Source organism: Janthinobacterium salmonicoloratum, assembly GCF_051380845.1.
Lineage (GTDB): Bacteria > Pseudomonadota > Gammaproteobacteria > Burkholderiales > Burkholderiaceae_D > Janthinobacterium > Janthinobacterium lividum_F.
On sequence record NZ_JBNYXV010000001.1, the window covers coordinates 1,438,309 to 1,459,106 of the forward strand.

General features: G+C 60.6%; 19 protein-coding genes. 7 read left to right on the forward strand and 12 right to left on the reverse strand.

Annotated features, from left to right (window positions below):
- Positions 1–70: 70 nt before the first annotated feature.
- Together ACQ4WY_RS06720 and ACQ4WY_RS06725 are read right to left on the reverse strand one after the other, a co-directional pair.
- Entirely contained in the window at positions 71–2,923 is a 2,853-nt protein-coding gene (locus ACQ4WY_RS06720; RefSeq protein WP_436503321.1) for a 2-oxoglutarate dehydrogenase E1 component, read from the reverse strand.
- A gap of 256 nt (positions 2,924–3,179) precedes the next feature.
- Positions 3,180–4,154 carry a LysR family transcriptional regulator gene (locus ACQ4WY_RS06725; protein WP_436503322.1) on the reverse strand — a complete coding sequence of 325 codons (975 nt, stop codon included), beginning with the start codon at positions 4,152–4,154 and terminating at the stop codon, positions 3,180–3,182.
- A 116-nt stretch (positions 4,155–4,270) separates the two neighbouring features.
- On the opposite strand from ACQ4WY_RS06725, the gene ACQ4WY_RS06730 reads away from it, so the two are divergent.
- Positions 4,271–4,726, forward strand: coding sequence for an MBL fold metallo-hydrolase (locus ACQ4WY_RS06730; RefSeq protein WP_436503323.1), 456 nt, complete (start codon positions 4,271–4,273; stop codon positions 4,724–4,726).
- Between the two features lie 16 nt (positions 4,727–4,742).
- Here the strand turns inward: ACQ4WY_RS06730 and ACQ4WY_RS06735 are convergent, their stop codons facing one another.
- From ACQ4WY_RS06735 to ACQ4WY_RS06775, 9 genes are all read right to left on the reverse strand, one after another.
- Positions 4,743–5,285: an NAD(P)H-dependent oxidoreductase gene (locus ACQ4WY_RS06735; protein ID WP_436503324.1), complete on the reverse strand. Its 543-nt coding sequence runs from the start codon at positions 5,283–5,285 to the stop codon at positions 4,743–4,745.
- A gap of 215 nt (positions 5,286–5,500) precedes the next feature.
- Positions 5,501–5,842 carry a winged helix-turn-helix transcriptional regulator gene (locus ACQ4WY_RS06740; RefSeq protein WP_436503325.1) on the reverse strand — a complete coding sequence of 114 codons (342 nt, stop codon included), beginning with the start codon at positions 5,840–5,842 and terminating at the stop codon, positions 5,501–5,503.
- A gap of 129 nt (positions 5,843–5,971) precedes the next feature.
- On the reverse strand, positions 5,972–7,273 hold the full coding sequence (gene gltA, locus ACQ4WY_RS06745) for a citrate synthase (protein ID WP_099400296.1): 1,302 nt from the start codon (positions 7,271–7,273) through the stop codon (positions 5,972–5,974).
- 122 nt (positions 7,274–7,395) lie between these two features.
- Complete coding sequence (locus tag ACQ4WY_RS06750; RefSeq protein ID WP_034752073.1) at positions 7,396–7,677, reverse strand: FAD assembly factor SdhE; 282 nt, start codon at positions 7,675–7,677, stop codon at positions 7,396–7,398.
- A gap of 117 nt (positions 7,678–7,794) precedes the next feature.
- A complete protein-coding gene (locus ACQ4WY_RS06755) occupies positions 7,795–8,505 on the reverse strand; it encodes a succinate dehydrogenase iron-sulfur subunit (RefSeq protein ID WP_034789099.1) in 711 nt (236 codons plus the stop codon).
- A gap of 10 nt (positions 8,506–8,515) precedes the next feature.
- Positions 8,516–10,297, reverse strand: a complete 1,782-nt coding sequence (sdhA, locus tag ACQ4WY_RS06760) for a succinate dehydrogenase flavoprotein subunit (RefSeq protein ID WP_436503326.1) — start codon at positions 10,295–10,297, stop codon at positions 8,516–8,518.
- A 2-nt stretch (positions 10,298–10,299) separates the two neighbouring features.
- Positions 10,300–10,665: a succinate dehydrogenase, hydrophobic membrane anchor protein gene (gene sdhD / locus ACQ4WY_RS06765; RefSeq protein WP_034789102.1), complete on the reverse strand. Its 366-nt coding sequence runs from the start codon at positions 10,663–10,665 to the stop codon at positions 10,300–10,302.
- Positions 10,665–11,087: a succinate dehydrogenase, cytochrome b556 subunit gene (gene sdhC / locus ACQ4WY_RS06770; RefSeq protein ID WP_436503328.1), complete on the reverse strand. Its 423-nt coding sequence runs from the start codon at positions 11,085–11,087 to the stop codon at positions 10,665–10,667. The genes sdhD and sdhC overlap by 1 nt, the downstream gene beginning before the upstream one ends.
- A gap of 306 nt (positions 11,088–11,393) precedes the next feature.
- The gene (locus ACQ4WY_RS06775; protein ID WP_436503330.1) at positions 11,394–12,278 is read right to left on the reverse strand and encodes a GntR family transcriptional regulator; all 885 of its coding nucleotides are present in this window, start codon (positions 12,276–12,278) and stop codon (positions 11,394–11,396) included.
- A 305-nt stretch (positions 12,279–12,583) separates the two neighbouring features.
- Between ACQ4WY_RS06775 and ACQ4WY_RS06780 the strand changes: the two genes are divergently transcribed.
- The 6 genes from ACQ4WY_RS06780 (at position 12,584) to ACQ4WY_RS06805 (ending at position 20,342) form a co-directional block, all read left to right on the forward strand.
- A complete protein-coding gene (locus ACQ4WY_RS06780; RefSeq protein ID WP_230542180.1) occupies positions 12,584–13,573 on the forward strand; it encodes a malate dehydrogenase in 990 nt (329 codons plus the stop codon).
- A gap of 111 nt (positions 13,574–13,684) precedes the next feature.
- Positions 13,685–14,683 (forward strand): HpcH/HpaI aldolase/citrate lyase family protein, encoded by a 999-nt coding sequence (locus ACQ4WY_RS06785; RefSeq protein ID WP_436503331.1) that lies wholly within the window; start codon positions 13,685–13,687, stop codon positions 14,681–14,683.
- Between the two features lie 13 nt (positions 14,684–14,696).
- Entirely contained in the window at positions 14,697–15,242 is a 546-nt protein-coding gene (locus tag ACQ4WY_RS06790; RefSeq protein ID WP_353660648.1) for a hypothetical protein, read from the forward strand.
- Between the two features lie 88 nt (positions 15,243–15,330).
- Positions 15,331–18,051, forward strand: a complete 2,721-nt coding sequence (gene acnA / locus ACQ4WY_RS06795) for an aconitate hydratase AcnA (RefSeq protein WP_353660647.1) — start codon at positions 15,331–15,333, stop codon at positions 18,049–18,051.
- Between the two features lie 213 nt (positions 18,052–18,264).
- Positions 18,265–19,518 (forward strand): DUF2863 family protein, encoded by a 1,254-nt coding sequence (locus tag ACQ4WY_RS06800; protein WP_436503332.1) that lies wholly within the window; start codon positions 18,265–18,267, stop codon positions 19,516–19,518.
- Between the two features lie 56 nt (positions 19,519–19,574).
- Entirely contained in the window at positions 19,575–20,342 is a 768-nt protein-coding gene (locus ACQ4WY_RS06805) for a CPBP family intramembrane glutamic endopeptidase (RefSeq protein ID WP_436503333.1), read from the forward strand.
- Here ACQ4WY_RS06805 and ACQ4WY_RS06810 read toward each other — a convergent pair.
- Positions 20,331–20,795, reverse strand: a complete 465-nt coding sequence (locus ACQ4WY_RS06810; RefSeq protein ID WP_436503334.1) for a CYTH domain-containing protein — start codon at positions 20,793–20,795, stop codon at positions 20,331–20,333. The two genes, ACQ4WY_RS06805 and ACQ4WY_RS06810, sit on opposite strands and share 12 nt — an antisense overlap.
- Positions 20,796–20,798 lie beyond the last annotated feature (3 nt).

Genomic DNA, 20,798 nt, shown 5'->3' on the forward strand with positions numbered 1-20,798 from the left:
AGGGCGGCGCTCCGTCATGATGTATGCGAGCAGGCGCCATGCATAGACATGGCGCCCCTTATCCTGCCACTTACTTGGTCAGGATAAAACCCTTCAGCTTCGAGAATGCCGTTTCCAGCAGATCTTTTTGCTGGGCGTAGTGCTTGTCATAGTAACCGACAGCAGGCGACGCCGAAGCAGGACGGCCGGCGTAGGCCAGACGTTGACCCGATTCCAGGCCTTCGAAGATGTTGTGCTGGATCTGGAACCAGGCGCCCTGGTTTTGCGGCTCGTCCTGCGTCCAGACGACTTCGACCAGGTTCGGGAACTTCTTCAGTTCAGCAGCGAACGACTTGTGCGGGAACGGATACAGCTGTTCCAGGCGCACGATGGCCGTGTCGGTCTGGCCACGGGTCTTGCGTGCGTTGACCAGGTCGTAGTAGACCTTGCCCGAGCAGGCGACCACGCGCTTGACTTTCTTGGCGTCGATTTTGTCGTCGACTTCGCCGATGACGGTCTGGAAACCGCCCTTGGCCAGGTCGGTCAGCGGCGAACCGGCATCCTTGTTGCGCAACAGCGACTTCGGCGTCAGGATGACCAGCGGCTTGCGGAACTGGCGCACCATCTGGCGGCGCAGCAAATGGAATATCTGCGAAGCCGTCGTCGGCTGCACCACTTGCATATTGTTGTCTGCGCACAGCTGCAGGAAACGCTCAGGACGCGCGGACGAGTGCTCAGGACCCTGGCCTTCGTAACCGTGCGGCAGCATCATGACCAGGCCCGAAGCGCGGCCCCACTTCACTTCGCCGGAGCTGATGAATTGGTCGATCACCACTTGCGCGCCGTTGGCGAAGTCGCCGAACTGGGCTTCCCAGATCGTCAGGGTGTTCGGTTCAGCGGTCGAGTAGCCGTATTCGAAGGCCAGTACGGCTTCTTCGGACAGCACCGAGTCGATGACGGTGAACGGCGCCTGGTTGTCCGACACGTTTTGCAGCGGAATGTAGGTACCGGCATCCCAACGCTCGCGGTTTTGATCATGCAAGACGGCGTGGCGGTGCACGAAGGTGCCGCGGCCGGCGTCCTGGCCCGTCAGGCGGATGGCGTAGCCGGACGATACCAGCGATGCATAGGCCAGGTGTTCACCCATGCCCCAGTCCAGGTTCATTTCGCCACGGCCCATGGTGCCACGGTCGCCCAGTACTTTTTCAACCAGCGAGTGGACCTTGAAGTCTTCCGGCACGGTGGTGATGCGGGTGGCCAGGCGTTTCAGTTCCGTCATCGGCACGGCGGTGTCGGCCGAATCGGTCCATTTCTTGTTCAGGAACGGCAGCCAGTCGACGGCGTACTTGTTCTTGAAGTTCGAGATGACCGGATCGACGGTATGCTTGCCGGCGTCCATGGCGTCGCGGAAAGCGGCCACCATCTTGTCGCCGCCATCGGCAGGAATCACGCCTTGCGCTACCAGCTTGTCCGCGTACAGCTTGCGGGTGCCTGGATGCTGGCCGATCTTCTTGTACATCAGTGGCTGCGTCAGTGCAGGCGTATCTTGCTCGTTGTGGCCAAGCTTGCGGTAGCAGATGATGTCGAGGACGATGTCCTTCTTGAATTCCATGCGGTAGTCGAGCGCGATTTGCGTCGCCAGTACCACGGCTTCCGGATCATCGGCATTGATGTGCAGGACCGGTGCTTCGATCATCTTGACGACGTCCGAGCAATACAGGGTCGAGCGGGCATCGCGCGGATCCGACGTGGTGAAACCGATCTGGTTGTTGATCACGATATGCACCGTGCCGCCTGTGTGGTAGCCACGGGTCTGCGCCAGATTCAGCGTTTCCATGACCACGCCCTGGCCGGCGAAAGCGGCATCGCCGTGCACCAGAATAGGCAGCACTTGCGCGCCCTGCGCATCGCCGCGGCGATCCATGCGGGCCTTGACGGAACCTTCGACCACCGGGTTGACGATTTCCAGATGCGACGGGTTGAACGCCAGCGACAGGTGGACCGGGCCGCCTGCGGTGGAGATGTCCGACGAGAAGCCTTGATGGTACTTCACGTCGCCGGCAGGCAGGTCGTCGCCATGCTTGCCTTCGAATTCTTCGAACAGTTCCTGCGGCGCCTTGCCCAGGGTGTTGACCAGCACGTTCAGGCGGCCGCGGTGGGCCATGCCGATAACGATTTCCTGCACGCCTTTTTCGCCGGCGCGCTGGATGGTTTCATCCATCGAGGCGATGAAGGTTTCGCCGCCTTCCAGGGAGAAGCGCTTCTGGCCCACGTAGCGGGTGTGCAGATAGCGTTCCAGGCCTTCAGCCGCGGTCAGGCGGTCGAGGATGTGGATTTTTTTCTCTGGGGTGAAATTCGGGGTGGAGCGGATCGATTCCAGTTTCTCTTGCAACCAGCGCTTTTCGGCCGGATCGGAGATGTACATGAATTCGGCGCCGATCGAACGCGTGTAGGTATCGCGCAGATAGTTGAGCAGATCGCGCAGGGTGGCGGTCTCGGGGCCAAAATAGGTATTGCTGATGTTGAACACGGTGTCCATGTCCGCGTCGGTGAAACCGTAGAAGCTCGGCTCGAGCTCAGGGATCATCGGACGTTCCTGGCGTTGCAGCGGATCCAGATTGGCCCAGTGCGAACCGAGGTAGCGGTAAGCGGCGATCAGTTGCGTGGCGGCGACGCGCTTGCGGCCCATTTCAGCATCGAAGGAAGCGGTCACTGTACGGATCGGACCAGCTTTTGCGCGCTCGGCGAACGAGGCGACGACGGAGGCATGCGCCACGTCAGGCTTGTTGGTGCCGTCGACGGCAGGCACGTGCTGCATCGCGTCGAAGTAGGAACGCCAGTTATCGGGTACCGAGCCTGGATTGTTCAGATACGCCTCGTACAGGTCTTCCACGTACGGAGCATTCCCACCGAACAGGTAGGAGTTGGTCGTTAATTGCTGCATATATTGCTCACCTTTCTTCGCGCTTCGCGAGGAATTAGCGGGTTAATCTAACCTTCCGCGACACGGCCTGACCGGTTAGCGGATTGCACATCAAGTTGTGGGGAAGGGCTTTTTTATTGCACCAGCATTCTGCATACCGTCATTTAGAATAGCACGCGGTATTGTAACGCAACAACCACTAGTTGAATTTTATTTGGCAAGCAAATGTAAGCTGTGTTGTTGATTTTCCCGGGCTTGCAGCCCATTACTGTTGCGCTTATGCGATTCCGCCGCCAGCACCGGCGCGGCGCTGGCGCGCAAGTGGTCTGACTGATAACGGCGGCGCCCCGATGGCCGCCAGCCAATCGGCATCGCCGGCAAACCACTCCACCAGGAAGTCGAGCATGGTGCGCAACAGGGGCGACATATGCTGGCGCGAAGTGTAGACGCCGTAGATGCCCATGTCCTGAGGCTGATACGCAGGCAGCAGCTCCACCAGCTGCCCGCTGGCGATCAGCGGCGCGGCCGAATAGCGGGGCTGCATGGCAATGCCCGCCCCCGCCACCGTGGCCACCAGCAGGACCAGCGACTCATTCGCCGACAGGCGGCCGCTGACGGGGACAGTAAGCGCTTCCCCGTTATGCGTGAACTGCCACAGGCTCTTGCCAAAATACGTGTACGTCAGGCAGTTGTGCAGGGCCAGGTCTTCCGCCCGGCGCGGCGTGCCGTGCGCGGCCAGATACGATGGTGCGGCGCACACCACCGAAGCGCAGCTGGCCAGCTGGCGCGCAATCAGGTTCGGCTCGAGCGCGTTCGTGATGCGGATCGCCAGGTCAATGCGCTGCTCCACCAGATTGACGGCGCGGTTTTCCATCTGCAGGTCGACGGCAGCGCGCGGGTAGCGCCGCAGGTAAGCGGTTACTGCGTCAGCGAGCGCCGTCTGCGCCAGCGATTGCGAGCAGGTGATGCGCAACAAGCCGTGCGGCGTATCGAGGCCCTCGGGCGAGGTGACGGCCATGGCGCCGGCCACTTCCAGCATCTGCCGGCAGCGCGCCAGGGTAGCCTCGCCCGCATCCGTCAAGCTCAAACGGCGCGTGGTGCGATGCAACAGGCGCGCCCCCGCCCACTGCTCCATCTCGGCCAGGTAGCGCGTCACCATGGCGCGCGACATGTCGAGCGCCTCGCTGGCGGCCACCATGCTGCCACGCTCGGCAATGGCGACAAATACTTGTGCTGCGGTGATGCGGTCCATGCGGCTACTCCCTTGATTCATCCGATCCATGCAACTAAGTATTGCAATCTACCCTATTTCTCGCGTCTGGTCGAAAGGATAATATGCGGGAGAGCATCCAATGTAGAAAGAACAATATGTTTGCACGCGCCGCCCGCCCCTCCCGTATGCTGGAAACCTTTCGCCTGGATGTGCTGGGATGCGCACCGTCCACTTCACTGCTGCTGAGCGGTGCGGAAGACGCCATCCTCATCAATGCCCAGTTCCTGCGCGACGATGCGGCGCAGTTAGCGCACACCATCGCCGCCAGCGGCAAACGCCTGACCACCATCTATATCAGCGCGGCCGAACCACAAGCCTATTTCGGCCTGGGCGTGCTGCAGCAAGCCTTTCCGCAAGCCGACATCCTGGCCAGCGGCGCCACGGTCGAAGCGATCCGCCGCCAGGCCGGCGCCAGGGTCGCCCACTGGGGCGGCATCCTCAAACACAATGCGCCGCGCCGCATCGTCCTGCCCCAGCCCTATGAGGGTGACAGCCTGCAACTGGAGGGCAGGCACGTTGCCCTGCGCCACCTGGAAGCGGCGTTGAACTGAGGCCGGGCCAGCGGTCTTACAAGGCGGCCAGGAAGCGCTCATACTCTTGCGCGCTGCGCGCCAGCCGCCCGGCATAACCGGCTTCCTTCGGCCCGTCTTCCGCGCCATAGAAAGCAAAGAAGCGGCGGTTATCGGCGCCGATATACGCCAGGGTGACATCGAACGGCGCCAGCAGTTGCGCCAGGGTGACATTCCACTTGCCTTGCGGCGTAAATTCTTCTTGGCGGATGCCAGCCGTGACGGCCAGCGCCACTTTTCTCCCCCTGAAGGCATCGCCGCCCGTGCCGTAGGCCCAGCCATACGCCAGTACCTCATCGAGCCACTGCTTCAGCAAGGGCGGGCAGTTAAACCAGTACATGGGGAATTGCAAGACCACATTGGCGTGCGCCTCCACCAGCGCCTGCTCCCGCGCCACATCGATGTTGCCATCAGGATAAGCCTGCTGCACGTCGTGAATGGTGTAGCGGTCGGGATACTGCGCCAGCTCCTGCAGCCAGCGCCTGTTGGCCACCGAAGTGCCGATGGAGGGATGGAAGACGATAACGAGGGTTTTCTTCATGCTGCTTTCCTGAGTATGGGATGGATGCACCGGCCCGCATGCACAGAAAAGCAGGCAAGCCGATACCCTGCCCCGTGGCGCGTGGCCGCACTCCCAGAGGCAGAAACAGCATAGCCATGGCGAGTACATATAACAAGTACGCACATTGACTGCTCATACCATATGAAAAGTAAGCTACTCGACTACAGAAAGCCGCCTTGCCATACATTTTTGGATCAGACTGGCTGGTGCCGTTCACCCCATTCGCACAGGGTATGCAGCACGGGGATCAGCGAGGCGCCCTTGCTTGAGAGGGAATATTCGACTTTGGGCGGCACTTGCGGATATTCCTTGCGGATGATCAGCCCATCGGCTTCCAGCTCCTTCAGGACGACGCTGAGGGTCTTGAAGGCGATGCCACCGAGGTGCCGCTTGAGTTCGTTATGGCGCAGCACCTTGCTTTCAGCGAGTGCGTACATGATCAGCATCTTGTATTTGCCGCCGATCAGCGACAAGGTGTAGCCAAATGCCGTATCGCCCAGGGCCACGCCGCTGGGGGCGCATGTTTCTTCATTCATCGTGTTGTGCTTCCTGTTGAGCCAGGGTCCGAGCATAACAGCCTGACAGCCCTGGTTTGCATCGAGCGCAAGATGCGCATAAAAAAACGGGCCGAAGCCCGTTTTTTGTTTGCTCGATACCGCCGTGGATTAACGCTTGTCCAGTGGCAGTACTTCGCGCGTGGTCGAACCGACGAACAGCTGGCGCGGACGGCCAATTTTCTGTTCCGGATCGGCGATCATTTCGTTCCACTGGGCGATCCAGCCGATCGTACGGGCCATGGCGAAGATACCGGTGAACAGCGATACCGGGATGCCCAGCGCCGATTGCACGATGCCCGAGTAGAAGTCGACGTTCGGGTACAGTTTGCGCGAAACGAAGTAGTCGTCGTTCAGTGCAATCTTTTCCAGTTCCATCGCCAGCTTGAACAACGGGTCGTCTTGCAGACCCAGTTCTTGCAGCACTTCGTAGCAGGTTTCACGCATCAGCTTGGCGCGTGGATCGAAGTTCTTGTACACGCGGTGGCCAAAGCCCATCAGCTTGACGCCGGAGTTCTTGTCCTTGACTTGCTCGATGAAGGCAGGGATGTTCTCGACGGTGCCGATTTCTTTCAGCATGTTCAGTGCCGCTTCGTTGGCGCCGCCGTGAGCAGGGCCCCACAGGCAGGCGATACCGGCAGCGATACAGGCGAACGGGTTGGCGCCCGACGAACCGGCCAGACGGACGGTCGATGTCGATGCGTTTTGCTCGTGGTCCGCGTGCAGGATCAGGATGCGGTCCAGGGCGCGCACCAGCACGTCGTTGACCTTGTACTCTTCGCACGGGTTGGCGAACATCATGTGCATGAAGTTGGCGCTGTACGAAAGGTCGTTGCGTGGGTACACGAACGGCTGGCCGACCGAGTACTTGTAGGTCATGGCGACCAGGGTAGGCATCTTGGCGATCAGGCGGATGGCCGACACTTCGCGGTGACGCGGGTCGTTGATGTCCAGCGAGTCATGGTAGAACGATGCCAGCGCGCCGACGGTGCCCACCAGGACCGACATCGGATGCGCGTCGCGGCGGAAGCCACGGAAGAAGAATTGCATCTGTTCGTGCACCATCGTGTGCTTGGTGACGGTGTCGACGAACTTGGCTTTTTGCGCCGCGTTCGGCAGTTCGCCGTTCAGCAGCAGGTAGCACGATTCCATGAAGTCGGCGTTGACGGCCAACTGTTCGATCGGGTAACCACGGTACAGCAGCTCGCCCTTGTCGCCGTCGATGTAGGTGATCGACGAGTTGCAGGCGGCCGTCGACATAAAGCCTGGGTCGTAGGTGAACTTGCCGCTACCGGCGTACAGTTTGCGGATGTCGATGACGTCCGGGCCAACCGTGCCTTTGTAGATTGGAAATTCAAGCGATGGGCTGCCATCGGAGAACGACAGGGTAGCTTTTGTGTCAGAGATATTCATGGGCTCTTCCTTCTCGGGAGTGAGTCGAAATTAAAATCAAAAATTCTGGCTGCAATTCGCACCGCAATTCGGCAGTGCTACAGCGCGCCACTCGCACCGTTTGCAATATATCGCCCAGGCGTCTAGGCAATGCGCAGTCGTTGCAGCAGTGCGCGCACATGCGGCAGATCGACTTCGCCTTCCGGCTCTTTACGGGCCAGTACCAGATCCATTAACGCATTGTCCGATAAATCCAGCAAACGCGTCAGCGCGTCAACTTCTTCATCGGTCAATTCGGTTTCATACGCATCGAGAAAACGGGTCAGGATAATGTCGTTTTCCAGCAGGCCACGGCGTGAACGCCAGCGCAGGCGGGCGCGGTTGGCCGGGTCGGCCTGATGCGAGGACAAAATTGATTCTGTCATTTGGTTTACCACTTTACGTGTGCCTTGCGGCACGGTGCTGCTTTGCAGGCGCCGCCTGCAGGCAAGAGAGGATACCCTCTTCCCGCAAACGGCGCCCGGCGGACGCGATCAGACGAATCAGATCGCGCGGCGGACCATCAATTCCTTGATCTTGCCGATCGCCTTGTTCGGGTTCAACCCTTTCGGGCAGACGTCGACGCAGTTCATGATCGAATGGCAGCGGAACAGGCGGTACGGGTCTTCCAGGTTGTCCAGACGCGCACCGGTGGCTTCGTCGCGCGAATCGGCGATGAAGCGGTAGGCTTGCAGCAGGCCGGCCGGGCCGACGAATTTGTCCGGATTCCACCAGAACGACGGGCACGACGTGGAGCAGCATGCGCACAGGATGCACTCGTACAGGCCATCGAGTTCTTCGCGCTGTTCCGGCGATTGCAGGCGCTCTTTTTCAGGCGGGATCGAATCGTTGATCAGGAAAGGCTTGATCGAATCGTACTGCTTGAAGAATTGCGTCATGTCGACGATCAGGTCGCGGATGACTGGCAAACCTGGCAACGGACGCAGCACGATAGGCTCCGACAATTCGTTCAGGTTGGTAGTGCATGCCAGGCCGTTCTTGCCGTTGATGTTCATCGCGTCCGAACCGCACACGCCTTCGCGGCACGAGCGGCGCAGGGCCAGCGAGTCATCGACGTCCGACTTGATGCGCTGCAGTGCGTCGAGCAGCATCTTGTCGGTGTCTTTCAGTTCGACCGTCAGGTCTTGCATGTAAGGCTTGGCATCCTGGTCAGGATCGTAGCGGTAGATTTTGAATTTGAGAGTGCGTGCCATGTTCTGACCTTTAGAAAGTACGTGGTTTTGGCTTGAAGGTATCGACCGTCAGCGGTTTGGTCACGACTGGCTTGTATTCCAGGCGGTTGCCTTCCGAGTACCACAGCGTGTGCTTCATCCAGTTGTCGTCGTCGCGGGTCGGGTGATCATCCTGGGCGTGGGCACCGCGCGATTCCTTGCGGGCTGCTGCCGAGACGATGGTCGCTTTCGCCGTTTCAATCAGGTTGTCCAGCTCCAGCGCTTCCACGCGGGCCGTGTTGAACACCATCGATTTGTCCTTGAAGGAGACGTGCTTGCGGCGCTCGTCGAGCTTCATGATTTCGACCACACCCTGATCCAACATCGCGTCGGTACGGAACACGCCACAGTACTTCTGCATCGTGGCGCGAATCTCGTTCGCCACGCCCTGCACGGTTTCCGTGCCGGTCGAGTTTTCCAGGCGCGCCAGGCGGCCCATGGCGAAATCGGCAGCGTCGGCTGGCAAAGGCTTGTTTTCCTTGGCTTTCAGGCCGCTGTTGACGATGTGGTTGCCGGCCGCGCGGCCGAAGACCACCAGGTCCAGCAGCGAGTTCGTGCCCAGGCGGTTGGCGCCGTGCACGGAAACGCAGGCGCATTCGCCGATCGCGTACAGGCCGTTGACAACTTTCGCCGACTTGTCGGGACCGGTCGGGGTGACGACCTGGCCGTGGATGTTCGTCGGAATGCCGCCCATCTGATAGTGAATCGTCGGCACGACAGGAATCGGTTCCTTGGTGGCGTCGACGTTAGCGAACTTGTGGCCGATTTCCAGGATCGACGGCAGGCGCTTGGCGATGGTGTCGGCGCCGATATGGCGCAGGTCCAGCATCACGTGGTCCTTGTTCGGACCGCAGCCGCGGCCTTCCTTGATTTCCTGGTCCATCGAACGCGAAACGAAGTCGCGCGGCGCCAGATCCTTCAGGGTTGGCGCATAGCGCTCCATGAAGCGTTCGCCTTCGCTATTGATCAGGATGCCGCCTTCGCCGCGCACGCCTTCGGTAATCAATACGCCCGCGCCGGCCACGCCGGTCGGGTGGAACTGCCAGAATTCCATGTCTTGCAGCGGCAGGCCGGCGCGTGCCGCCATGCCCATGCCGTCACCGGTGTTGATGAAGGCGTTCGTCGACGCGGCGAAGATACGGCCTGCGCCGCCCGTGGCCATGACCGTCGTTTTTGCTTCCAGGATCATGCATTCGCCGGTTTCCATTTCCAGCGCAACAACACCGATCACGTCGCCTTCGGCGTCACGGATCAGATCGAGCGCCATCCATTCGACGAAGAAGTGCGTACGCGCGCGCACGTTGCGCTGGTACAGGGTGTGCAACAGGGCGTGACCGGTACGGTCGGCTGCCGCGCAAGCGCGCTGCACCGGCTTTTCGCCGAAGTGGGCCGTGTGGCCGCCGAAGGGACGCTGATAGATGGTGCCGTCAGGGTTGCGGTCGAATGGCATGCCGAAGTGTTCCAGCTCGTACACGACCTTCGGTGCTTCGCGGCACATGAATTCGATGGCATCCTGGTCGCCCAGATAGTCGCCCCCCTTGACGGTGTCGAACATATGCCAGAACCAGTTGTCTTCGGCCATGTTGCCGAGCGACGCGCCGATACCGCCCTGCGCCGCAACGGTGTGCGAGCGGGTCGGGAAAACTTTCGACAGGACAGCGACGTTCAGACCGGCTTCAGCCAGTTGCAACGACGCGCGCATGCCGGAACCGCCGGCGCCAACGATTACCGCATCAAAGCGGCGGGTAGGGATTGCAGATTTATATGCTGCCACGATTACACACTCCAGAGTATCTGTACCGTCCAGCCGGCACAAGCGATCAACCACAGCATGGTGGCAATTTGCAGGGTCATGCGGAGGCCAACGCTTTTCACGTAGTCCATCCAGATATTACGTACACCGACCCAGGCGTGGTAGAACAGGGCGACGAAGGTCACCAGGCTGAATAATTTGAACCATTGCTGTGCGAACAGACCTGCCCAGCCTTCATAGCTGAAGTTGCTGCCGGTCAGGAAGGCGATCAGCAGGATGGCGACGTAGGCCACCATGACGAGGGCGGTGACGCGTTGCGCCAGCCAGTCGCGCAAGCCGTAATGGGCGCCGACGACGAGGCGTTTCGGTCCGATGTTATTGTTTGCCATTAAAATACTCCAAACAGTTTCAAAGCGACCAGAGCGGTCAGTACCAGGCTGATCACCAGCACCAGCTTGGCCGTATTGCGCGCGGGTTCTTTCTCGGCGGCGACGTGCACGTCCATCAACAGGTGGCGGATACCGGCGCAGAAGTGGTGCAGGAAGGCCCAGACCAGACCCAGCGTGATCAGCTTGACGAACCAGTGCGAGGCGATGCCCTGGAAGTAGGCGTAGGACATTTCGGAGCGCAGGCTCAGTTCCAGCATGTACAGGATGCACGGCAGCAGGGCGAAAATGATGATGCCGCTGATACGATGCAGGATCGAGACGATGGCGCCGATCGCCATGCGGTAGTTCGACAATTCGGTAACATGGATGTTACGGAATTGCGGCCGTTCTTTTTTTGGTACTTCTCTTACGGCTTCAGACATAACAAAAACCTCCCCTTTGAATTTCAACTAAATATTGAAGCCGCGATTTTCGCCGATTTTCGCAACCCATACCAATATCTATTGTTACATATAACCAAAATGGTTTTTTACTACAAAATACCGCGCTACTTTCCGTAGTTCACGTAATTTAATTACAGAATCGCCGGCAAAACACGGCCCGCCGGGGCGGGCCATGCTGTCGCTGCGCTTTCCGTTGTCTCCGTTGCCCGCCTTGCGGCAGGCATCTTGCAAGCGATGTACTTCGGCCTTGCTGCCTGTTCGGGCACCCGAGGGCGCCCCGCCGCTTCAGCTGAGTTCATTCTGATAATGATGACGACTGGTCAGGTACAAGCCCCGGCGCAGTTCGACCGGCTTGTCGCCGTAGGTAAACGACACGCGCTCGGAACTGAGCAAGGGCGTGCCGAGGTCGATATTCAACAGTTGCGCGGCGCCCGCATCGGCGCAGACGGCGCGGATCTGCTCGGACGCGCGTATCATGCGCGTGCCAAATTCCGTTTCGAACAGGCCGTACATGGGGCCCTTGTATTCCACCAGACGCTCGGCCGTCAGGCCCTTGAAGATCAGGCCGGGCAGCCACAGCTCCTCGACGATGGTCGGCACGCCGTCGAAATACTGCACGCGCTTGATGAAGATGACGGCGTCGCCGGACTTCAGGTCCATCAGGCGCGCCACGTCGGCCGGCGCACGCACGCGCTTGACTTCGATAAATTTGCTTTCAGGGTAATGCGGCACGCCCTCGTCCGGCACCAGGCGCAGGAAGCGGAAATGCGCGCGCGCCTCGTGGTGGGTGGAAACGAAGGTGCCCTTGCCCTGGCGGCGCATGACGAGATTCTCGGCGGCCAGTTCATCGATGGCCTTGCGCACCGTGCCCTGGCTGACCTTGAAACGGCCGGCCAGCTCGACTTCGCTGGGAATCAGCTCGCCCGGCTTCCATTCGCCCGATTGCAGGCTTTGCGTGATGAGCGCCTTGATCTGCTGGTACAGGGGACTGAAGGTGGGCGAGGCCACGGCAGTGGTGGCAGTGGCGGCAGTGGTATTAACGACGCTGGCGACAGGGGTGGCGGTGCTGGCCGCTGCGGCAGCAGGCGTGGCCGGGGTGCCCGCGGTCGGACTGACCGCCCCGCTTGCAGCAGTGGCATTGTTGGTCAGATTGGACGAGGCGGAATTCATAGTCCGACATTTCAACACAAATCACTGCCCGCGTCCAGTAAAACACTCGTAGTTATCTGTCTTATATAAGACATAAGATATAATTGACAGATACAGATCAGAGGCCTAAACTGCCCTCGATAAAACTTGTGAGCCATCGTTTTATGTTGTCGGCCAGCCACTCTGGCCTCGTGCAGCGCGAGCGTGACGGCAGCGTACACCAGCAATTCGGTAACGCGGGCCGCTTTTGGTATCATTATAGTTTTTCCGGATAAGCGTAAGCCCAGCTTCAAGCCCGTTTTCTTTCCCATTTTTGGAGATTCATCATGGCTAAAACCCCAATGCGTGTTGCAGTGACCGGCGCCGCCGGCCAGATCGGCTACGCCCTGTTGTTCCGCATCGCCAATGGCGACATGCTCGGCAAAGACCAGCCTGTCATCTTGCAACTGCTTGAAATCCCGGACGAAAAAGCCCAGAAGGCGCTCAAGGGCGTGATGATGGAAATCGACGACTGCGCCTTCCCGCTGCTGACGGAAATGACCGCCCACTCCGATCCGCTGACCGCCTTCAAGGATGTCGACGTGGCCGTACTGGTTGGCGCGCGTCCACGCGGCCCAGGCATGGAACGCAAGGACCTGCTGGAAGCGAACGCCCAGATCTTCACGGTACAAGGCAAGGCGCTCGACGCCGTCGCTTCGCGCAATGTCAAAGTACTGGTGGTCGGCAACCCTGCCAACACCAACGCCTACATCGCCATGAAATCGGCGCCATCGCTGCCAGCGAAAAACTTCACTGCCATGCTGCGCCTGGACCACAACCGCGCGCTGTCGCAAGTCGCTGCCAAGACCGGCACCGCAGTGAAAGATATCGAGAAGCTGACCGTCTGGGGCAACCACTCGCCAACGATGTACGCCGACTACCGCTTCGCCACCGTGAACGGCAAAGCCGTCAAGGACCTGATCAACGACCAGGAATGGAACGCCAACACCTTCCTGCCAACCGTCGGCAAGCGCGGCGCGGCCATCATCGAAGCGCGCGGCCTGTCGTCGGCAGCGTCGGCAGCGAACGCCGCCATCGACCACATCCATGACTGGATGCTGGGCACGAACGGCAAATGGACCACCATGGGCGTACCGTCGGATGGCTCGTATGGCATCCCTGAAGGCACCGTGTTCGGCTTCCCGGTCACCACCGACAACGGTGAGTACACCATCGTTCAAGGTCTGGAAATTGATGCATTCTCGCAAGAGCGCATCAACCTGACCCTGAAAGAACTGACCGAAGAGCGCGAAGGCGTGAAACACCTGCTGGCATAAATCCAGTATTGGCGGCGCGGCCTGAGCGCCGCCCGCCAAGAAGGCCGCCCCGCGAGATTCGCGGCGCGGCTGTTTTATCAAGTAGTTTTTACCTGCAGAAATGCCTTAAGCATGCACCCTTCCGAGGTTTTATTCCAAGGCAAACGCCAGCCGCTGTTGCTCGCCGCTTGCGACCACTACGCCGGCTCTGAAAAGCTGATGCGTAAATCGATTGCTTTGCAACAAGAGCTTGGCCCCCTGTTCGACATCACGTTCGACTGCGAAGACGGCGCCAGCGCCGGCAATGAAGAATCCCACGCCCACCTGATCGCCGGCCTGCTGGCCAGCGCCGAGAACCAGTTCAACCGCATCGGCGTGCGCGTGCACGACGTCGACAGCCCGTTCTTTGCGCGCGACGTGGAAATCATCTGCACCGCAGCATCCCGCCTGGCCTACATCGCCGTGCCCAAGGTGGGCGGCGTGCAGGACGCCATGCTGGCCATCGACCTGATCAACCTGCACGCGCGCCGCGCCGGCCGCGACAACCTGCCCGTGCATATCCTGATCGAGACGCATGGCGCACTGCGCGACGCCTACGCCATCGCCGCCCTGCCCCAGGTCGAATGCCTGTCCTTCGGCATCATGGATTTCGTTTCGGCCCACTACGGCGCCATTCCCGCCGCCGCCATGCGCACGCCGGGCCAGTTCACGCACCCGCTGGTGGTGCGCGCCAAGCTGGAAGTGGCGGCCGCCTGCCACGCGCACGGCAAGGTGCCGTCGCACAACGTGACGACGGACGTGCGCGATTCGGCCGTGGTGGCGAATGACGCCCAGCGCGCGACAGCCGAGTTCGGCTACACGCGCATGTGGAGCATCCACCCGGACCAGATCAAGCCCATCATCAAGGCCTTCACGCCGCGCTTGTCCGAAGTCAACGAGGCCAGCAACATCCTGAACGAGGCGCTGCGCGCCAACTGGGGACCGATTGCGCAAAATGGCCGCTTGCACGACCGCGCCAGCTACCGATATTATTGGACCGTTTTGCAACGCGCCAAACTGGCAGGCCTCGGCCTGCCCGAGGCGGCCGCTGCATTACTCAACGCGCTGCCTACCAGCACCACAGAAAACTGACAGGAATTACACGATGTCCATCTCCAAATTAGCAATTGCCTGCAGCGTCGCGCTGGGCGCCATGACCCTCACGCTGGCACCAGCCAGCTTCGCCGCCACGGCAGAGGCAAATCCCAAGGCAGTCAAGGCCAAACCAAAGGCCAAGACCACCAAGGCCAAGGCGGCCGCCAAGGAAGCGCATCCGCTCGCCATGTCGGTCGCCGACAAGGAAGAAGCCGATGAACCGAACACGACAGGCTCGGCCTCCACCGATTTCAATTGCGAGCTTGGTAATAAAATTACCATCTACACCAATGCTACTGACGACAAACATATCGCCCTGCGCTGGAAGAAGCGTTTGCACCGCCTGAGCCGCGTTGGCACCACCACCGGCGCCAACCGCTTCGAGAACCGTTTGTATGGTCTCGTCTGGATCGGCATCCCGGCCAAGGGCATGCTGCTCGACTCCAAGCAGGGCCGCCAACTGGCCAATGAATGCAAGGATGCGGAGCAAGCCAAGCCGGCAGCAGTGGTGGAAGCCCCGCCATCGCTGGGCGTGCTGCCGGCGACCGGCGGCTGATGTGAGCAGCAAGGGCCTCTTCGGGGGCTCAGTCATGTTTTGTAATTTGAATAATCAATAAATAGACGATACCCAACAAGGAGAGGTCATGTCCCGCAACACTCTGAACACGCTCAAGGACTTTAATATTTCGGATAGCAAGAAGGGCAAGCTGTATTCCCTGCCTGCACTGGAAAAAAGCCTGGGCATCAATGTCTCCCGCCTGCCAGTGTCGATTCGTATCGTGCTCGAATCGGTATTGCGCAACTGCGACGGCAAAAAAGTCACCGAAGAACACGTCAAGCAATTGGCGAGCTGGGGCCCGACCGCCGAGCGCACCGACGAGATCCCGTTCGTAGTGGCGCGCGTCGTGCTGCAAGACTTCACCGGCGTACCTCTGCTGGCCGACCTGGCAGCGATGCGCAACGTGGCCGCCAAGATGGGCATCAACGCCAAGAAGATCGAACCGCTGGTACCGGTCGACCTGGTGGTCGACCACTCGGTCACCATCGATCACTACCGCGAAAAGAAAGCGCTGGACCTGAACATGAAACTGGAATTCTCGCGTAACAACGAGCGTTACCAGTTCATGAAATGGGGCATGCAAGCCTTCGACACCTTCGGCGTCGTGCCACCGGGCTTCGGCATCGTCCACCAGGTCAACCTGGAATACCTGGCGCGCGGCGTGCACCACGCAGGCAAGAAAGCCGGCGACGTGTACTACCCTGACACCCTGGTCGGCACCGACTCGCACACCACCATGATCAACGGCATCGGCGTGGTCGGCTGGGGCGTGGGCGGCATCGAAGCGGAAGCCGGCATGCTGGGCCAACCAGTCTACTTCCTGACGCCAGACGTCATCGGCGTGAACCTGTCGGGCGCGCTGCGCGAAGGCTGCACCGCCACCGATCTGGTACTAACCATCACCGAACTGCTGCGCAAAGAGAAAGTCGTCGGCAAGTTCGTCGAATTCTTCGGCGAAGGCACCGAATCGCTGACCCTGACCGACCGCGCGACGATCGCCAACATGGCACCGGAATACGGCGCGACCATGGGCTTCTTCCCAGTCGACGAAGCGACCATCGATTACTTCAAGGGCACCGGCCGCAGCAAGGCTGAAATCGCCGCGTTCGAAGGCTACTTCAAGGCGCAAAACCTGTTCGGCGTGCCAAAAGCCGGCGACATCGACTACACCCGCGTGGTGGAACTGAACCTGGCCACGGTCGCTCCGTCGCTGGCCGGCCCGAAACGCCCGCAAGACCGTATCGAAATCGGCAACGTCAAGGCGAACTTCGCCGAACTGTTCGCCAAGCCAACCACGGAAAACGGCTTCAACAAGAATCCGGCCGACCTGGCTGCCGTGTACGAAACGACGAACGGCGTGAAAGTGTCGAACGGCGACGTGCTGATCGCCGCGATCACCTCGTGCACCAACACCTCGAACCCGAGCGTGATGCTGGCCGCCGGCCTGCTGGCCAAGAAAGCCGTGGAAGCCGGCCTGAAAGTCGCTCCGCACATCAAGACCTCGCTGGCTCCCGGCTCGCGCGTCGTGACCGAGTACCTGACCGCTGCCGGCCTGCTGCCGTACCTGGAAAAACTGGGCTTCGGCGTGACCGCCTACGGCTGCACCACCTGTATCGGCAATGCGGGCGACCTGACGCCTGAGCTGAACGCAGCCATCGCCACGCACGATATCGTCGCGTCGGCCGTGCTGTCGGGCAACCGTAACTTCGAAGCGCGTATTCACCCGAACATCCGCTCGAACTTCCTGGCTTCGCCACCGCTGGTCGTCGCCTACGCCATCGCCGGCAACATGACGCGCGACCTGATGACGGAACCTGTCGGCAAGGGCAAGGGCGGCAAAGACGTCTACCTGGGCGACATCTGGCCGACCTCGGCTGAAGTCTCGGCCATGATGAAGTTCGCCATGAACGCCAAGGTGTTCAAGGACAACTACGCCGACGTCAAGGGCGCACCAGGCAAGCTGTGGGAAAAAGTCACCACCGTGTCCGGTCAAGTCTACAACTGGCCAAAATCAACCTACATCGCGGAACCACCGTTCTTCGACAACTTCTCGATGACGCCAGCAGCTGTCGCCACCGGCATCGAAGGCGCGCGCGCTCTGGGCGTGTTCGGCGACTCCATCACCACCGACCACATCTCGCCAGCCGGCTCGATCCAGGAAAATGGTCCCGCAGGCAAATGGCTGAAGGAAAACGGCGTCCTGAAAGCGGACTTCAACTCCTACGGCTCGCGTCGCGGCAACCATGAAATCATGATGCGCGGCACGTTTGCCAACGTGCGTATCAAAAACCGCATGATCCCTGCCAAGGCAGACGGTTCGGCGGTCGAAGGCGGCATCACGATTCACCAGCCTTCCGGCGAACAGATGTCGATCTACGACGCAGCGATGAAATATGTTGCTGAAGGCACGCCAACCATGGTCTTCGGCGGCGAAGAGTACGGTACGGGCTCGTCGCGCGACTGGGCAGCCAAAGGTACGCAACTGCTGGGCGTGAAAGCCGTGATCACCCGTTCGTTCGAGCGCATCCACCGTTCGAACCTGGTGGGCATGGGCGTGCTGCCGCTGCAATTCATCGGCGACGACAGCGTGCAAACCCTGGGCATCACCGGCAATGAAACCTTCGACCTGAAAGGCCTCGAAGGCGAAATCAAGCCACAGCAACTGGCCACCCTGGTGATCCACCGCGCCGACGGCACCAGCGTCGACGTGAAGGTGCTGCTGCGCATCGATACGCCTATCGAAGTCGATTACTACAAGCATGGCGGTATCCTGCCATTCGTACTGCGTCAACTGCTGGCCGAGTAATCAGCCCAGCTGTGAGGCAAGATAAAAGCGCCGGTTCCGACCGGCGCTTTTTTTCGTCCCGACGCCCCGTTTTTCCTTGAAATTTAGACTATTGGCATGATCTAAGGATAGCTTACGTATTGCGTGCGGCTGAATCCTCTACAATACGGTTATAAGGGTTTATCATTGTTTGACTGATCCATTTTTTTCACTTTCCGAGACTCTTATCCCGCTATGCGTCGTCCTTCCAAAGATTCATCCCATAAACTGACTGCCGACAGCCAGCGCCTGGTCACCTTTGCCCAGGCGATCGTACAGGCAGCCAGCCGTCTCGAAGAGCGGTCCTGGGAACACAGCCTGGATACGCAGCTCCAGAAATTACTCAAAACCGGCCACCAGGACACCATCGACAACACCCTGGGCAGCCTGTTCAAGGAAGACTTGAACGCCTACGACGTGCTGATGGACTGCGTTGAAGCCATCAGTGAATCGACCGTCATCACGCATGAAGACGTGCGCTATGACGCCCTGCTGGTCGCCGTGCCCATCCTGGCGTGGACGCGCTTTTCCATCGCCTCCGGCCCCATGGCAGGCGACGCGCACGGCGTGCTGTCGGCGCATTTCGCCGCCCACCTGCTGGCCGATGGCACGAAGATGGCCATGGCGCCAACGCTGTACTCGATCGACCAGTTGCCGCGTAGCCACGTCGAGACCTATGCCAAGACGCAGAAGCTGGCACTGGCCGCCCTGAAAGGCACGGCCGTCAAGCCCTCAAGCAAAGAGGCGGAAACGGCGCCCTTCCTGGCCGACACGCGCTACCTGCTGGTGGCCGTGGTGGCGCCTGCTGGCGCACCGCTGTTCCGCTGGCAGACGCCGGCCAGCCAGCTCGACTTCATCGCCGAGCGCAGCGCCGCCCTGGAACAATGGCGCACGCAGGCGACGCCGACGATTGCCCGCCTGCTGCCCGGCTGCGGCCTGGAATTGCTGTTGCCGGAAGCGTACTACGTGGCCTGCCGCGAAGCGGACAAGCTGATCCGTCCCGTCTCCGTGCGCGCCGCCGTGCACTACCTGACGCATACGCTGGCCATCGAGCCGTCGGAACTGCGCGCCGTCATCGCCGGTTTCGGCGAGGAAGCGGCCGATGGCCAGGTGGATGAGTACCGCATCGCCTTCACCCTGCGCCAGGCGCCGGACGTCATCTACGGCATCGTCTGGCCTTTATATGGCCAGGAAGACGAGGATGGCACGCCGATCGAAGGCCTGATCCAGGTCGGCATCGCCGCGCTGGACAAGCAAAAGACGCCCGTCGATGAAATCATCGAGCACCTGAACGCGGCCGGCGTGACACAGATCAAGCGCCACGCGGAACGCTTTGTCGGTGAATACTGCGACGATTGCGGCGCGCCCCTGTTTGCCGACCCGGTCGGCGAGCTGGCGCATGCGGAAATGCCGGAAGACACGCCGCAAGGTACTGAGCACTTTCATTAATTGATGCCGCATAGGGCCGGAAGTTTCTTCCGGCCTTTTTTTCGCCCCGACCGCCGATGCACTCCAGCCCAGCCTCGCCCTCTTCCCTGCGACCAGCATTGCAGGCGCTGTCATTCCCCACGCTGGCAATGTTGCTGGCGTGCGCATTCATCGCCATGCGCGTCATGGGCACGCTGGGGCCCTTGAGTTTGTTCTGGATGCTGCCACTGAGTTTTTGCGTGATGGCGGCCTTGCCATGGATATTGCTGTCGCAGCACGGACGGCGCAGCATCGGCCTGCAAGCACCCTCTGGCAAAGCGCCCTATGCCTTGGCCTTGACCTGCGGTGTGGCAGCCGCACTCTTGTGCTTTACGCTGGGCGTGCTGCTGTATGGCGCCACGATGGACAACTGGTTTGTCAGCATAGCGACCAGCTTTCGCCGCACGGCGCCCACGGCCGGGCTGAGCATCTGGATGCTGCACCTGATGATCACCGTGCCGGCCTGCATCTTCAGCCCTATCGGTGAGGAAATCTTTTTTCGGGGCGTGCTGCAGAATGCACTGGAGGAAAAACTGTCTGTGCGCAGCAGCACCTGCGTTGAAGCAGGGCTGTTCGGCCTGGCACACCTGTGCCATCATGGCTTGAGAGTGACGGCTGCCGGCGTGTCGATGAATGTGGTCTCGGCGGCAGTGTGGGTGGCGCTGATGTTTGCGACAGCCTGCCTGTTCGCGTGGTTACGGCGCCGCCATGCTTCGCTATGGCCAGCAATGGCAGCGCACGCGGCATTCAATCTGACGATGAATGCCGTGATTTTCCAGTTCCTGTGGCCAACATCACCACTGTGAAAACGGGTGGCGGATCAGGTTCGCATTGTAGTAGCGCGCATCGCCCGACACTTCCGCGCCTATCCAGTCGGGCTTGTCGAAGGGCTGGTCTTCCGAGGCCAGTTCAATCTCGGCCACCACCAGGCCCGCATTGGCGCCCAGGAACTCGTCGACTTCCCACACCATGCCCGCGTATTCGATGCGGTGGCGGTACTTTTCGATCAGCGGCTGTTCGCACAGGCCATCGAGCAGTTCGGCGGCGTCGGCCAGCGGGATCGGATACTCCCACTCGCCGCGCGTCGCGCCCACGTTCGCGCCCTTGATAGTCAGCATCGCCTGCTCGCCTTCGATGCGCACGCGTACCACGCGCTCGCGCGCGGACGACAAATACCCCTGGCGCAGCAGGACCGAATGGCCCAGGCCGCGCCAGGCGTCGCCGGCAAGCAAAAATTTACGCTCGATCTCGATACCCATGAA

Bases quoted from the DNA above. Each gene is read 5' to 3' on its own strand.
- ACQ4WY_RS06800 (WP_436503332.1), top strand. From the start codon at position 18,265: ATGCGTCGTCCTTCCAAAGATTCATCCCATAAACTGACTGCCGACAGC.
- ACQ4WY_RS06775 (WP_436503330.1), bottom strand. From the start codon at position 12,278: ATGAATTCCGCCTCGTCCAATCTGACCAACAATGCCACTGCTGCAAGC.
- ACQ4WY_RS06735 (WP_436503324.1), bottom strand. From the start codon at position 5,285: ATGAAGAAAACCCTCGTTATCGTCTTCCATCCCTCCATCGGCACTTCG.
- acnA (WP_353660647.1), top strand. From the start codon at position 15,331: ATGTCCCGCAACACTCTGAACACGCTCAAGGACTTTAATATTTCGGAT.
- gltA (WP_099400296.1), bottom strand. From the start codon at position 7,273: ATGAATATCTCTGACACAAAAGCTACCCTGTCGTTCTCCGATGGCAGC.
- ACQ4WY_RS06725 (WP_436503322.1), bottom strand. From the start codon at position 4,154: ATGGACCGCATCACCGCAGCACAAGTATTTGTCGCCATTGCCGAGCGT.
- ACQ4WY_RS06780 (WP_230542180.1), top strand. From the start codon at position 12,584: ATGGCTAAAACCCCAATGCGTGTTGCAGTGACCGGCGCCGCCGGCCAG.
- ACQ4WY_RS06730 (WP_436503323.1), top strand. From the start codon at position 4,271: ATGTTTGCACGCGCCGCCCGCCCCTCCCGTATGCTGGAAACCTTTCGC.
- ACQ4WY_RS06740 (WP_436503325.1), bottom strand. From the start codon at position 5,842: ATGAATGAAGAAACATGCGCCCCCAGCGGCGTGGCCCTGGGCGATACG.
- sdhC (WP_436503328.1), bottom strand. From the start codon at position 11,087: ATGTCTGAAGCCGTAAGAGAAGTACCAAAAAAAGAACGGCCGCAATTC.
- sdhD (WP_034789102.1), bottom strand. From the start codon at position 10,665: ATGGCAAACAATAACATCGGACCGAAACGCCTCGTCGTCGGCGCCCAT.
- ACQ4WY_RS06785 (WP_436503331.1), top strand. From the start codon at position 13,685: ATGCACCCTTCCGAGGTTTTATTCCAAGGCAAACGCCAGCCGCTGTTG.
- ACQ4WY_RS06720 (WP_436503321.1), bottom strand. From the start codon at position 2,923: ATGCAGCAATTAACGACCAACTCCTACCTGTTCGGTGGGAATGCTCCG.
- ACQ4WY_RS06755 (WP_034789099.1), bottom strand. From the start codon at position 8,505: ATGGCACGCACTCTCAAATTCAAAATCTACCGCTACGATCCTGACCAG.
- ACQ4WY_RS06805 (WP_436503333.1), top strand. From the start codon at position 19,575: ATGCACTCCAGCCCAGCCTCGCCCTCTTCCCTGCGACCAGCATTGCAG.
- ACQ4WY_RS06810 (WP_436503334.1), bottom strand. From the start codon at position 20,795: ATGGGTATCGAGATCGAGCGTAAATTTTTGCTTGCCGGCGACGCCTGG.
- ACQ4WY_RS06750 (WP_034752073.1), bottom strand. From the start codon at position 7,677: ATGACAGAATCAATTTTGTCCTCGCATCAGGCCGACCCGGCCAACCGC.
- ACQ4WY_RS06790 (WP_353660648.1), top strand. From the start codon at position 14,697: ATGTCCATCTCCAAATTAGCAATTGCCTGCAGCGTCGCGCTGGGCGCC.